Source organism: Blautia faecicola (genome assembly GCF_004123145.1).
Lineage (GTDB): Bacteria > Bacillota > Clostridia > Lachnospirales > Lachnospiraceae > Oliverpabstia > Oliverpabstia faecicola.
In genome coordinates this window covers 728,288-741,922 of record NZ_SDKC01000001.1, presented here as the reverse complement: position 1 = coordinate 741,922, position 13,635 = coordinate 728,288, and the positions used below count along the sequence as shown (strand labels likewise).

12 protein-coding genes are annotated in these 13,635 nt (G+C 41.3%); all 12 read right to left on the bottom strand.

All coding sequences use genetic code 11. The annotated features are described in order from the left end of the window. Positions 1–98: 98 nt before the first annotated feature. Positions 99–560, bottom strand: coding sequence for a hypothetical protein (locus tag ETP43_RS03415; protein WP_129257047.1), 462 nt, complete (start codon positions 558–560; stop codon positions 99–101). Positions 561–604: 44 nt separating this feature from the next. Then, on the bottom strand, positions 605–991 hold the full coding sequence (locus tag ETP43_RS03410; protein WP_129257046.1) for a hypothetical protein: 387 nt from the start codon (positions 989–991) through the stop codon (positions 605–607). Positions 992–1,019: 28 nt separating this feature from the next. Further along, positions 1,020–1,454, bottom strand: a complete 435-nt coding sequence (locus ETP43_RS03405; RefSeq protein ID WP_129257045.1) for a hypothetical protein — start codon at positions 1,452–1,454, stop codon at positions 1,020–1,022. Further along, positions 1,430–2,446, bottom strand: coding sequence for a leucine-rich repeat domain-containing protein (locus tag ETP43_RS17280; RefSeq protein ID WP_207668911.1), 1,017 nt, complete (start codon positions 2,444–2,446; stop codon positions 1,430–1,432). Before ETP43_RS17280 ends, ETP43_RS03405 begins: the two co-directional genes overlap by 25 nt. A gap of 264 nt (positions 2,447–2,710) precedes the next feature. Beyond that, positions 2,711–3,388, bottom strand: a complete 678-nt coding sequence (locus ETP43_RS03395) for a HEAT repeat domain-containing protein (RefSeq protein WP_164979584.1) — start codon at positions 3,386–3,388, stop codon at positions 2,711–2,713. 266 nt (positions 3,389–3,654) lie between these two features. Next, positions 3,655–5,028 carry a sodium-dependent transporter gene (locus ETP43_RS03390; protein ID WP_129257043.1) on the bottom strand — a complete coding sequence of 458 codons (1,374 nt, stop codon included), beginning with the start codon at positions 5,026–5,028 and terminating at the stop codon, positions 3,655–3,657. A 172-nt stretch (positions 5,029–5,200) separates the two neighbouring features. Next, positions 5,201–5,722: a nitroreductase family protein gene (locus ETP43_RS03385; protein WP_022170766.1), complete on the bottom strand. Its 522-nt coding sequence runs from the start codon at positions 5,720–5,722 to the stop codon at positions 5,201–5,203. A 145-nt stretch (positions 5,723–5,867) separates the two neighbouring features. Further along, the gene (locus tag ETP43_RS18010) at positions 5,868–6,029 is read right to left on the bottom strand and encodes a helix-turn-helix domain-containing protein (RefSeq protein ID WP_330546344.1); all 162 of its coding nucleotides are present in this window, start codon (positions 6,027–6,029) and stop codon (positions 5,868–5,870) included. 1 nt (position 6,030) lies between these two features. Beyond that, a complete protein-coding gene (locus ETP43_RS18005; protein ID WP_330546343.1) occupies positions 6,031–6,261 on the bottom strand; it encodes a hypothetical protein in 231 nt (76 codons plus the stop codon). Positions 6,262–6,410: 149 nt separating this feature from the next. Continuing rightward, a complete protein-coding gene (locus ETP43_RS03375) occupies positions 6,411–8,003 on the bottom strand; it encodes an AAA family ATPase (RefSeq protein ID WP_129257042.1) in 1,593 nt (530 codons plus the stop codon). Positions 8,004–8,289: 286 nt separating this feature from the next. Further along, positions 8,290–9,591, bottom strand: a complete 1,302-nt coding sequence (locus ETP43_RS03370) for a TIGR02679 family protein (protein ID WP_129257041.1) — start codon at positions 9,589–9,591, stop codon at positions 8,290–8,292. Then, entirely contained in the window at positions 9,581–13,624 is a 4,044-nt protein-coding gene (locus ETP43_RS03365; protein WP_243114176.1) for a TIGR02680 family protein, read from the bottom strand. The genes ETP43_RS03370 and ETP43_RS03365 overlap by 11 nt, the downstream gene beginning before the upstream one ends. Between the last annotated feature and the right edge of the window lie 11 nt (positions 13,625–13,635).

The window sequence follows — 13,635 nt, the reverse complement described above, 5'->3', positions numbered from 1 at the left end:
ACTATAGTTGTCAATGCCAATTTTCATGATTTACAAAAAAAAATACCATAGCTCAGCCACAGTATCTTTTTTTGTAAATCATATTCTTTTTTCTTCCGTTAATCCATATTTGTCATCATTGGAAATTTATCCAGCAATTGAAGTAATCCTCGCATATCCTCTTCAACCTCATCTATATCTGTATAAAGTTCGACTACTGGCTTGAAAAAACGCTTCTCCTTTAGCAAACTTCCCCTTTCAATTGACGAAATCTGCCATACAACCTCCACCGAATAATACTTTACCTCTCCCTCCGTATCCTTTACCCGTACTGTCTTTCCTTCTTTTTGAACTTCACAGGATATATAGCAGGAATAACCCGTATGAAACGGCAATCGGCAGTCAGAACTTTTGACCTTGAAATCACTCCAGGATATACTGATTTTCAGATCACACTCATACTGTTTGAACAATACTGAATATTTACCAATAATTTCTGTATATGTTTTGAACATTGTATTTTCATGATTTATAATAAGCTTTTTTCTGTTTTCATCATATATGAATCGCATCATCCCCACTCCCTATATCCCCTGTCTATCACCACGCTCACAGTTCTTCCTCTTTATTTTTTCCCGTCATTAATATTTTTTTGATTCTGTAAAACTGCTACAATTCCAAGTAACAGGATTATTGTTTCTATTCCTCCTGCTATTACCATTCCAAACTCCGATAAATATTCCCCTATCGCCAGAATAGCTCCTAGATAAGTTACAATTTCCGTAAGCAGCCCATTACCACGCGAATCTCTCTGAAAATCATTGCGCACTAAATGCACAAATAAACCACACGATAATCCTCCCAGCACACAGATTGTTCGCAATGCCGCCCCTTCACCTCTCATCTTTACTCCAAGGACAATATAGTTCAATGTCTGAATCACTCCCAGATATAAAATTGCCCACACACGTATTTTATAAACCAACGTATTTTTTTTATTTTCATCCAGCATTTATCCTTTTCATCGACTCCCGATATTTTTACAATGCATGTAACAGAAATCTCGGTGGTGCTCCATATTCCTGTTCTCCCTGATAGTATCCGATTCCGTTTCCACAATATATGATACAAATTCCCCCTTGCCAGGCTTCTTCGCATGCCTGGCGTAACTGCATGGTTCCTATGTAACATTCACCTATAACATAACATTCCCTCGTCCCACTCATTTCATATAATACTTTTTCCAAATGCTCCGCATCCTTGTAGGTTGACGGATATAAAATCTCTTTTTTGAAAATATCCGGATGATCAAAATGCCAGAACACCTTTTTTCGTTTTTTGGCATTTTGTAATTTCCAGATAATTCTCTCCTGTTTGTTTTTCACAATGAATTTCTTTATAATTTCCACTTCTGTCTCTTTATTCATGGCTGGTATCCCTTCATTGTATTTCAGTACAACTCTGCTCTCATCCATTCGTCTATCTCTTCGCTTCCAAACGAACATTCATCATTTTTCGGTAAGTCTTTCTCTTTTAGATTATAGTGTTTCCGGTTAATCAGGCATGCTGCTTCTTCTAATTCCAGACATGGAGTCAGATCTCCATCCGCTATATTGACGCTGAACCAAAATCTCTTCAGGCTCTTTATTTCTCTGATAAAGTGAATATCGGAAATCTTGTTACTTCCATAAATCATCAATGTCTGAAGATTCTCCAATTTCTCCAACACTGTATAATCTTCAATTTTCGGGCAATGGTCTATGTACAGTAATTTCAGTGTCTTCTTTACTTTTTCCAGCGCACTGATATCACTCAGGTTCCTTGCATAAGATAAAAATAAACACTGCAAATCTGGCAATTCTTCTATATGTTCTATGGAAGTCCGCTTTCCTCCATAGATACTCAGATTCCTTAACGATGGACATTTTTTCAAAAATGAAAGATTTTCCTTTCTTATTTCCGCGCTTTTTATCTGCTTTTCCTTTATATATCGGATGTATTCTTCTTCCGTATGAACAGGTATGTCTGTCTCCTGATAGCAGCCATCCTTCTCATCCTGTATCACAATTGCATCATATCTGTCCCACGGATAATGAATCGCAGCAAATACAAATCCATCCCTGACTGCAAAAAAATCATTGGTTTCCTCTTCATAATCTTCCACAATCTTCTCTGCATAATAAAGTGCCTGACGCTCGAAATAATCTGTCCGCTCCCCAGAAGCCCATTCCTCATGCCTTTTGATCCATTGATAGTAATGGGTAAGTTCATGCGCTATGGAACATAAATTTGCTCTCAAAGCATCCTCTTTTCCCCATCTTTCAGCATTTTCTTCATAATCACCTGTAGCAACTTTTATGTATGGCTCCTGCATCAGATCATATGGTCCAAAAAACGTCGCCGACACCATTTCTCCATTCAACGCTTTGATTTGTTCAGCGCTCTTCACATAAATTACTACACGCATGGGAAATTGATATTCTTTTCTTAGCCATTGTACAAACTGTATACATTCTTCCCTTATCTCTGGACAAACATCTTTTTCAAATCTCAGACGAATTCCTTCTCTTCTGGGTTCTTTAAAGTACGTATCCCAGTTTTTATGTGTCCATAATCTTCTCATTTTGTATATCATCTTCCGGAAGAATTACACTCTTCCTGTTATTCATAATTTTTCACTTTTAACAGCTATGCCATCGGAGCACCTTCTTCATGATCCGTATGACAGTATTCACTTCTCCATTTCCTCTATAAACGCAATCTGAACGGGAAGAAGTTTTTCTTTTTTATAACTTATAATCCGTTGCAATTCGGTCTGGTTCTCTTCGTTTTTTATTTCTTCCAATACATGTAATACCGTCCATATCAGATCATATCTCTCTTGATCCATCGCATCCGTATAAAAATTTTCCAACAAAGACAATCCCGTTTTATGATCCATATAATATTCATTTCTATAGTAAGCCAATAATACCCTTGGATTGTTCTCCATAGAAAAATGCTTCTCTTTTATTTCCCGATACTGCTTAAAAGCCTCCTCATTTGCTCCGAAAGCATTCGTAAGCAGGTCAAACAGCGATAGTACGGCATACATACGAATCAGAGACCATTGCCCACTCAACATAGTGGCAACTTTCTCGATTGATTTCCGGCTCCTTCCAACGCCAATCGAATCCACTGCTTCCAGGCGGACCATTCGGTTCTGATCTGATAACATGTTGTATAAGATTTCCTCTGTTTCTTCGCAATCAAACAACACCAGATTTTCCGCCAGCATTCCCCTGACTTCCGGGTTCTTATCCTGTGAAAGTTCTAAAAGAACCGGGAGTTTTTGTTTTATCGCTTGATCATTGTCTTCACATATTTTTTCAATATATTGCAGTTTCTGTTTCTTATTTTTCCACCTCATGGCTCTTCCCTCATCTCCACACATGTTTGAAAAATCGCTCAGGATTCTAACAACCCGCAAATTCATTTTCCGTATATATAATTACATTATATAGAATATCATCTCTGCCAGTCAACTAATGAATCTGTAATACCGAACAAATATATTTCTTTCCTTTTATCTGAGAAATGTTACTCTAAAAAACTGCCATACTTCCGATTAACCATATGAAAAAAGCCGCTATTCTCAGTTTATCTGAAAACAACGACTTTCTCATTTTTATCCTCTTACATAGATATCCATCCAAATGCATTGGCCACGGAGCTTGCCAGAATGATCAAAGCAAAGATCGGGCACAGGTATTTGATCATGATTACAAAGATTTTCTTTCTGCGGAAGGCGCTCTCGCCGTGGCGGATCTCTTCTTCGATCTTGTCCACACCGATCACCCGGGATACCAGAAGGCTGGTCATCAGGGCTGCGATCGGCATCATGACGGAGTTCGTCAGGAAGTCAAAGAAATCCAAAAACTGCATGCCGATGATCTTTACAAAATCCAGCGGACCATATCCCAGACAGGACAGGGTTCCCAGGGCGATCATGATCACACCGGTCAGTACGGTTGCTTTCTTTCTTCCCCAGCCAAGTTCGTCCTCGAAAGTAGATACCGCACTCTCTGTCAGGGCGATAGAACTTGTCACTGCTGCAAACAACACCAGCACGAAGAACAGGATACCGACTGCGGTTCCGAATCCCATGTTGGCAAATACTTTCGGGATCGTGATAAACATCAGAGACGGACCTGCCTGCAGGGTATCCGGATCGCCGCCGGAGAATGCGAAGACCGCCGGGATGATCATCAGACCTGCCATCATCGCAATCGCGGTATCAAAGATTTCCACGTTTCTTGTGGAATCTTCGATGGAGGTATCTTTTCTCATATAAGAACCAAAGGTTACCAGGATACCCATGGCGATGGACAGGGAATAGAACATCTGTCCCATGGCTGCCACTACCGTCATCCAGGAGAAGTTTTTCACATTCGGTACGAGGAAATATTTCACACCTTCGATAGCTCCCGGTCTTGTGACCGAATAAATCGCGATGATCACGGACAGAACGATCAGAATCGGCATCATGATCTTTGACACACGTTCGATACCATTCTGTACACCTGCGTAGATGATCACCAGGGTGAACATACAGAAGATCACAAAACAGATTTCTGTAGCACCTCCGTTTGAGATAAAACCGGAGAAGTATCCGTCTTCCGCCAGTTTGCTGCCATTTCCTCTGATATACTCAAACAGATATTTGACTACCCATCCACCGATTACAGAATAATACGGTACGATCAGTACCGGAATGATTGCGTTGATCCAGCCGCCGAAGCTGAGCCAGCCCACTTTTTTTCCCTTTGCAAAGCTTCGAAATGCCCCCACCGGACTTTTTCTTGTCATACGTCCAAGGGCAGACTCCGCAACGATCATAGTATACCCGAAGGTCAGTGCCAGTATGACATACACCAGCAGGAAAATTCCTCCTCCATACTTCGCCGCCAGATACGGGAATCTCCAAATATTTCCCAGTCCGACAGACGCACCGGCCGCCGACAGGACATAGCCGATTTTCCCTGAAAATGCGCTTCTTTTCTTATTCATCTGCGTCTTTTCCACTCTCTTTCTTTTAACTTTTCCGACATTTTCTCTCAAAATGCCCTGCGGGACTCCTCACCCACAGAATACTTGTTATTCTACCACGCTTACCAGATAAAGTCACGACTAACAGAAAAAAACGCAAAAAGTTTCAGATTGGAAGAAGAACAGAAACCGACTATACTCTGACAATATAGTTCGCTTTTCTTTCTTTTGCTTCCGGGTATTCACAGTCACGATATCCAAGGATGCAGTGTCCGATGCCGACCAGATTTTCCGGAAGTCCCCACTCTTTTAAGAGTTCTTTTCCCTCTGCACTCTCAAATTCTTCTTTTGCCCGGTGGATCCAGCAGGAATCCACGCCTACCGCATGAGCTGCCAGCATCAGGTTGCCCATAACCAGAGAACCGTCCTCATGATAAGTTCCGATCTCCGGATCTGCGAGTACGATCAGAACCGTCGGTGCACCGTAGAACGGATCATTGCTGCTTCCCATCACAGCCGCGTTCATCTTCGAAAGTTTTGCGATCAGTTCCGGTTTCTGCACTACCACGATCACCGGAGACTGTTTTCCCATTCCAGTAGCCGCATATGTTCCGGCTTCCAGGATCGCATCCAGCTGCTCGTCTGTGATCTGCTCCGGTTTGTATTTGCGGATGCTTCTGCGGGTTTTCATTGCTTTCAATACTTCATTGTTCATGGTAAAATCCTCCTTTGTCCCATTTTCATTGTTTTTTTCTGATGCCTATTATAGTACAGATTCCTGCGAATCTCAACGCCAGACAAGTGCCTGTTCTTCTTAATTTTGTCTTAATGTTACTGCTCACCCCGTACCCAGTAACCTTTTAATTCTTCTGTGTTTCCTTCAGAAGTTCTTCCGCTGAAACATCGAACACCTTCGCAAGCGCCATCAGATTCGTGGTACTCGGTGCCGAGGCTCCGCTTTCCCACTTGGAAACCGCCTGTCGGCTGACACCTAATGTTTCTGCGACAAATTCCTGCGTCATTTTACAGTTCAAGCGATGTTGTTTCAGAACCTCCCCAAGCGTTTTTGCATTTTCCGCCTTTTCCTTTCTCACCGGCACCGACCTTGTGTATTTTCTGAGCGCCTTGATCACCAGATAAACCACATACCCCGCTACCACCACAAGAAATATCCATAAGCAAATGTTGAGCAGGACGAAAATAAAATTCAATTTCATTGGAACACTCTCCTTTCTGATTTTGTACCTCCATCATACGGATTTTCCCCGTGTTGCGCTACCAACTATTACGCAACTTTGTGGTTGCGGGGAGCTTTTTCATGATAATCTACTTGCAATGCCGGTCTGTCTTTTTCAAAAAGTCCCATGCCTGCCACCTCTACAGCACAGACATGAGACTTATTTTTACTTTTGCATGGTTTCAATCACGCATTCATGTTTTTTAGTCATCTTATTATAATTAATTCCTGCAAGCAGCAAATTCCCCTGATACTCTTTTAACGCATTCACATACTGTTTTTCTTTGATCTGCTCTATCGCTCCAACTGCGCTCTTATTCCATTTCAGTTCGATCACGACAGCCGGTTTGTCAGAATGCTTCTTTCTCGGAATCATACATATATCAGCAAATCCCTTTCCCGCTGGCATTTCCCGAATCATAGTATAGTATTCCCTTGCAAAATAAAAGGCGAGCTGAATCGTACAACTCAGGGAATTTTCATCGTTATATTGAAGAATAGAAATTTCCTCATGTGCTTTCTCGATTCCCTCTGCAACCGCATCTGCATCCATGTTCCACAGTGCTTCCAGTAATTTACGGGAGGATTCCACGGACTCTGCCACGCCATGCCAGTTCATGGTGCTGATGGCATTTACATATTCCCGGGAAACCTCTTTATTTGGTATACTTACGGTTCCATCCACACTGTCATAGGTCAGATATCCCAGATGCACCAGCAGAGTCAGCACATCGTCTTTCGTTGCAAAGGTAGTCATATCGTTGCTGAATGTTCCGATATTAATGGGGACAGATTCTCCCGCAAGCATGCGAACCACGGAGTCCTTTAAGCCGTCCATATCCATCTGGATATAGATTTTTAGTGCTTCATATGTCTCCGTCTGGTTCCAGTAGGTTCCAAACTTATGACGCAGCATGGCTTCCACAACCGACTTGGGGCTGTACATGGAATAGCATTCATTTCCCGTCTGTCGATGGGCAATTAATCGATAGCCATCATACCATGTTTTTGCATCTTCAAAACTCATTCCATATTTTTCGCACAGAACCGCCACTTCCTGTTCGGTAAAGCCAAAATACTCTGCCAGCTCACCGGGATCCGTCATGGAATATTCTGTAAACATATTTAATGCCGAATGAGAACCATATTTCTTGATCGGCAGAATACCAGTCATGTAAGCCAGTGCAACATAATCTTTGTCCTTGAGCCACGCCCGTAAAAAGTCCAGATACTTTTTCTGTGCTTCTCTATCCTGTTTATATTCCCGGAACAGACAATCCCACTCATCAATCAAAATTACAAAAGGACATCTGGTATAAGAAAATACATCTTTCATTACCTGAATCAGATTTTTTTCATCCCGAAAACGCACTTGCGGATAAGTTTCCTCAAAATCCAATACAAGATATTTTTTCAGCATTTCCAGCATCTCTTCCATTGTCCCTGACATACTCAAAAATTCCTGCATATTAATTTTTATCACATCGTATTGATTCAGATTTTCTTTGTAGGAACTGTCTTTGCTGATTGCAAGATTCCGAAACAGTTCTTCTATATTTTCACTGCGATCATAGTATGCAGCAAGCATATTCGCTGCCATTGATTTGCCAAATCTTCTCGGACGGCTCACACAGATATACCTCTGTTCTGTGCAAAGAGCTTCATTTGTCTTTGCGATCAATTCACTTTTGTCTACATATATTTTCGAACGAAGACTTCCACGAAATGAAAAATTTCCCGGATTCAGATAACTGCCCATGCAAATTCCTCCCCGTCAAGATTTTATAAGATATATTATACTGGATTCCTCTGGTAATCACAAGGACAGGATTCCGGCTCTCCTGCATCCTGTGCACACTTTGTTACTGTTCACTGATAATATTCCGCGAGGCGTTTTTTGTGAGCGAAGGTCACAGAAAAACCGAGACATATCGCGCGAATTTATGCGATCAGCATAAATTCTGTGCATCGCGCAGCGTGTTACTGAACACGTAGTGAACAGTAACCACACTTTTTAAGTCACATAAGCTGCCTTCAAATTCTTTTTACGCCTCTCCTTTTATATCCCGGAGTAACTCCTGCAGAATATTCTCCTGATAACCTGCTAATCGTTTTATCTTTACAGCTTCTGCTGTCAATTTCAGTTGTCGATGACTGATATTTTCCAATTTACTTATTCCGGAATCTCCGATTTTTTCCATAGAACAGCTTTTTTCATAATCTTGAGGTGACATCCTCCATATATGAATTCCATCTCCAAATTTTTTCCATAGTTTATCTGCAATTCTTATTCCATCCGGATCAATATCACCACTGTAATAAATCTCGGCTTTTCCTTTCAGTATCATGGAAATCAGAAGCAGAGCCACTGAACGCGGTTGCCCTGAAGTACACAATACAGTAGCTGACTGATCACATAAATGACTGAGCAAATAAGTGAAAACCATCTCGTTTTCTACTATATAGACTTTTTCCTCTGCCTGTGTTCCAAGAATCCCCCGCATATTTTCCATGGTAATGACATATGGTTCCTTACGTTCACAGAATGCCTCATACGCCGGATGCAATCCATCTTTTGTCATTAAATGAAGACCATAGGCATGCACCAGCGAAGACACATTGTCAGGAATAATCCTGACACTTTGTAAAAGTTTTCGCCAGCTGTGAGCATTCTCTGGTGAATCTGCATTTTTAAGATAGCAGATTCCGTGTATCAGAAGCATGCCCCCTGGACTTCCACGATCAAAATAGTGAGGATTTCCTGACACATCTGCCGCGAAAACAGCTAATGGACTATCCGTCTCCATATCTTTTAATTCTTCCAGTTTTAAAAGTGCATTTCCTGCATTTTTTACCAGATGTTCTGCCTGTTGCGGATCTTTCCTGTATTCTTTTATTATAACCTGATTTCCATACTTTTTCCTGGCAATTACCGTTTCCAGCCATTTTGCAGCTACTGAATTCTCACCTGTTTTCTTTTTAAAATCATCAAGTATCGTCAGCAGGAAATCATTTTTCTGCTTCTCTTTTTCTTTCTGTTCCGTCTGACTTGTCTGCAGTTTTTTTCCAAAATATTCTTCCAGAACCTGCTTCATATCTACAGGTGCAAAGCGGGTCCTTTGCAGTCCCGCTTCAAATTCAGCAAATGAAAACTGAATTTTTCTTTCATAGAATACCTTCCCAATAATTCCGGTAATTGCCCTCCTTTCCTGTTCCGAAGTCTCTTTTAAAGTAATTTTTCCTGCCACTCTTCCATAAGAACGCCATTTTTTCCATAACTCCTGAAAGCACCTGTCATATACCTTCTGATTTCTGAAATATTCCGCACATTCTCTGTTACTGTTCATCCAGCATTCTTTCCTTTCCGTTCCATGTATAGCGGATGACAGAAACTATCCGGGAATTCTGTGGTCTGAGAAGTTCTGCAATTCGAAGTCCTTTTACTGTCTCAAAGCACCCCCACAACGCCTGTGAATTCATAATATAATCAAAGTCAAGTTTATGAACCATTTCAAACATACTGCTGATGTTCTTGTCATCCACTCCTGCAAAGGCTTCATCCAGAGCTATCATACGTGGATGATCCTTGTTCTCAGCCTTTTTATACTGTGCATTTACCGCTGCAAACAGAGGAACATACATGGCCATAGCTTTCTCTCCACCACTGAAACGGTTAAATGCTGCATTTGTAAGCGGTTTCTTCTGCTCTTCTCCCCGTTTGAAAAACATACGGAATTCAAACCATTTTCGGTAATCCAGTGCATCCCTTACCAGATCCATATAATTCATTATTCCATTGTCTTCTTCAAGCTTCTGCTTCTCCATGCGAATTTTACTGCGGAAATGAGCAGCTACTTTTTCAATATCATCCATTGTGAGAAGAGTCCTGTCACGAAGAAGAATTTCTTCCAGCTGAACCGTATCCAGTTCTTCATCATTTTCCGATTTACGCGGTTTCCACTCCAGTGAAAAACTAAGCCCCATAGATGTATCCATATCACGCATAAGTCTGGACATGTCTGAAACCCATTTACGACTCTCCGCAATTTTGTCTGTAAGCTGCTGACTGATAGTCTGCGAAAGGATATCTTCAAACAGTTCTCTGTCCTTCTTCTGAATCAGTAATTCCGTCTCATCAATAGCTGCTTTCAAAATTTTATAGAATTCTTCCAGATACACTTTCTTTCCATTCCAGGTAGATACAATACGTACACGGTTTCGCAAAGCACTGCTGTCTGATTCCGCTTTTCGTTGATCGGCTTCAAAACAATTTTCTATGGAAGTTCCATAGCTGGTCAGGCTGCCATTATGGCGTTGGTATACCTGATACAGCGACTGGAACATTTCTGCAGCTTCTCTGTTTCTGTCACTTTCACGGATGATTTCCGTTGCAGCTTTCGCACATTCCAAAAGAGATTTACCCTCTCGCTCCATTACCAGTTTCAGAGAAAGTTCTTCCTCAAAATAACTTCGTACTGCTGTTTCATAACTGATTTCCCGCTGAAGTTCTTCCTTCTGTGCCGGTTCTGTCTCCTTCATTGTTTTGTATCGGTCTTTTAATACGGCAATCTCCTGACTTAAGGAAAAGCTTTCTTCATTTATTCCTTTCAGTTCTTCTCTGAGTTCTTTCAGACGTTTTGCCTTTTCTGCAATATCAGGACGATTCAGATACTCCTCATACTGATGAATTTGAATATCAAACTGTTTCACTTTTATGCTGTATTTATCTTTTTCTGCAAAAGCTTCATCCATATGTTCTTCTGCCTGTTCTATTCCATCCTTTTGTGCAGTGCAATTGTCTCTTATATTCTCGATTACAAGAAGATTCCTGCTGATTTCCTGCCAGATACGAATATATTCCTCCACGGCATCAACAGCCTCCTGATATGCTTCTTCTGTTCTTCCATATGAAAATGGTCTGCACTTCTGCAATACTTTCTGATATTGTCCGTTTTTCTCCTGTGCAAGTTTATTTTCCTGCGTTTCTGCTTTTTGATGCTCTACAGTCAGTTGCTGCAATGCAAAGCCGCATTCTTTTTCGTAATCCAGTGCCACATCAATTTCTGTAAAACCTGGCAGATCCTGATATTCTTTCTCAAGCTGCTCCATATTCTCCTGAAGTTTATTTACTTCCTTTTCCAGAGTGTCCACTTTTTCTTTCTGCTGTTTTATCTCCACTTCCAGTTCATGAATTCTCTGCTCTTTTCGTCTTTTTCGTGCCAGAATACCTATGAATTCTGCTTCTCCTTCTTTTTCTGCCTTTCCAAACAACATCCCATGCCTGAACCATCCATCTTTCCCCAGACGGATTCCATCAGAAGCAGCTCCATCCAGATAAATATTTCCTAATATCTTCTTAACAGCCCTTTTCAGTTCCGGCGGCAATTCTTCACTCACTGTCAGACCATTGAAATTTGAATTACCGTTTTCTTTCAGGAAAAGTACTGTGTCCTGAAACTCAGGACACTCCTTCCGAATCCTGTCCATATCCTGCTCAGTCACTACCAATGCATCCAGAATTCCAGCCTTTTGCAGTTGTGCCTCCATCCTGGCACTCTCTGCATTATCCAGTTTTTCGGAAAATTCCACGGTTTTATAAAACGGAACTGCTGCAATTCCCAGTTTCTCCAAAGCTGTTCTCGATGCTTTCATCCATTCATCCCGCTCTGGTTCCAATTCCGGCTTGTTTCTGATTACAGTAAGTTCTTCTTCTGTTTTTTCCAGCAAACTTACCTGAAGATTTCGTTCATTTATCTTGCTGTTCCATACATCCAGCATACTTTGTCTCTGACCCTCATAGTCCTCCCGCAAAATCTTCTGTACTCTTCCGGCATCCTCGACAGCCTGATATTCTCTGACTGCACATTCCGCTTTCTTCAGTATATTCTGTCCTGGTTTCCATACAGCAGACATCCTCTGTTGCTCAAAAAGATCTGTAATCCACTGATCAATGCTTTTTGTTACCTGTTCCTGGGCAGACTGCATATCCTGTTCTGCTTTTATTTTTCCTTTTGTAAGCTGTTCGAGTTTTGCCGCTGCTTCATCATACAAATCCTCCAGTTTCTCATACTCTTCTATTACCCGCCGACATTCTTCCAGAAGTTTTTTCATTGTATTCAGATTTTTTACCACTTCTTCCGAACTGCTGTGGTCTTCTCTTTCTATAATTTGAACAGCCCAGGAATGTTGATCCCATTGTAAAATCTCCTGAGTTTCCTCCAACTCTTCTTTTTCATCCCCAAGTTCCTGTTGTCTTTGTTCCAGACCACCCTGCAGCTCTCTCAGCTTTTGTTCTTCCCTCAAGATCCTTTCTCTGTAATCCTGAATTCGTGATTCCCAACGCTGCTCATCTTCTAATGCTGTTTCTTTTTGTGTCCTGGCTTCCTCCAGTTTATGGTCAATTCCCTCCAGATCCATATCAAGGAGTCCATTCCGTTCTGTTTCTGCCAGTACTTTCCGCTCTTCCAGTGTCCTGAGCTGTTCTTCTTTTTCATGACAGAAAATCTCTGTATTCTGAATTTCTGATTTCTGTCTGTCTAATTTTCTCTGGGCTTCCTTCACCGCCTGATTTTTCTGCAAATACGCCTGAGCTTTTCTGCCCAGCATGTACTGATTGTAACGGGTGTATTCTGTGCGTATCACTTTTATATCTGCAAATGCCCGTTCCAATATCTCCAGGCTATCCTGAATTTCATCCATTTTCTCCATGGCATCTACCATAGCTCGCAGATCTTCATCCGTCAATGTCTGCAGTGAATCGTTGAGGATTTCATATACTTTCGTAGGCTTAAATTCCTTGGACAACTTGGGGGCACGTACTTTTACCAGCAGTTTAATAAACTGTTCATACTGTTCCGCTTTGCGGAAACCGAAAATATACTGATTTACATATTTCTTGTATTCACTCTGGCTGTCCGTAAAAAAATTATCCTCTCCCAGGGTGGCTTTCATTTCCCTTTTATCCAAAGGGATCTTACTGGAACCAACTTCTTTATACAACCACAGATCATATCCAATTCTTTTTCCATCTAAGAGCACAAATCCCCAGAAGTCCATCGGTTTTCCGCGCTTTGCACGCTGTCCTATTCCTATCGTCCTGTACTCCTCTGTATCTGCCTTTTTAAATTCCAGAAACAAGTAACCAGTTGCATCATCTCTTCCTTCCTCACCCAGAAAATAATATTCCATTCTCCGGTCACTGGAACCAAAAGGGTCCAGTCTGCTGGGTGTTCGATCTCCGTCAAGTACAAACGGAATAAAACTCTGAGTGGTAATGGATTTTCCGGAACCATTCTGACCACGTAACAAAAGTTTTCCATCCACAAATTCAAAATCTTCTTCATCATACAGCCAGAAATTCACAAATCCAATTCGGTTCATTTTCCAACGGT

What these genes read in the sequence shown, in the direction of transcription:
- ETP43_RS03410 (WP_129257046.1), bottom strand. Translation starts at nt 991, where the DNA reads ATGCTGGATGAAAATAAAAAAAATACGTTGGTTTATAAAATACGTGTG.
- ETP43_RS03405 (WP_129257045.1), bottom strand. Translation starts at nt 1,454, where the DNA reads ATGGATGAGAGCAGAGTTGTACTGAAATACAATGAAGGGATACCAGCC.
- ETP43_RS17280 (WP_207668911.1), bottom strand. Translation starts at nt 2,446, where the DNA reads ATGCGTGTAGTAATTTATGTGAAGAGCGCTGAACAAATCAAAGCGTTG.
- ETP43_RS03395 (WP_164979584.1), bottom strand. Translation starts at nt 3,388, where the DNA reads ATGAGGTGGAAAAATAAGAAACAGAAACTGCAATATATTGAAAAAATA.
- ETP43_RS03390 (WP_129257043.1), bottom strand. Translation starts at nt 5,028, where the DNA reads ATGAATAAGAAAAGAAGCGCATTTTCAGGGAAAATCGGCTATGTCCTG.
- ETP43_RS03385 (WP_022170766.1), bottom strand. Translation starts at nt 5,722, where the DNA reads ATGAACAATGAAGTATTGAAAGCAATGAAAACCCGCAGAAGCATCCGC.
- ETP43_RS18010 (WP_330546344.1), bottom strand. Translation starts at nt 6,029, where the DNA reads ATGACGCAGGAATTTGTCGCAGAAACATTAGGTGTCAGCCGACAGGCG.
- ETP43_RS18005 (WP_330546343.1), bottom strand. Translation starts at nt 6,261, where the DNA reads ATGATGGAGGTACAAAATCAGAAAGGAGAGTGTTCCAATGAAATTGAA.
- ETP43_RS03375 (WP_129257042.1), bottom strand. Translation starts at nt 8,003, where the DNA reads ATGGGCAGTTATCTGAATCCGGGAAATTTTTCATTTCGTGGAAGTCTT.
- ETP43_RS03370 (WP_129257041.1), bottom strand. Translation starts at nt 9,591, where the DNA reads ATGAACAGTAACAGAGAATGTGCGGAATATTTCAGAAATCAGAAGGTA.
- ETP43_RS03365 (WP_243114176.1), bottom strand. Translation starts at nt 13,624, where the DNA reads ATGAACCGAATTGGATTTGTGAATTTCTGGCTGTATGATGAAGAAGAT.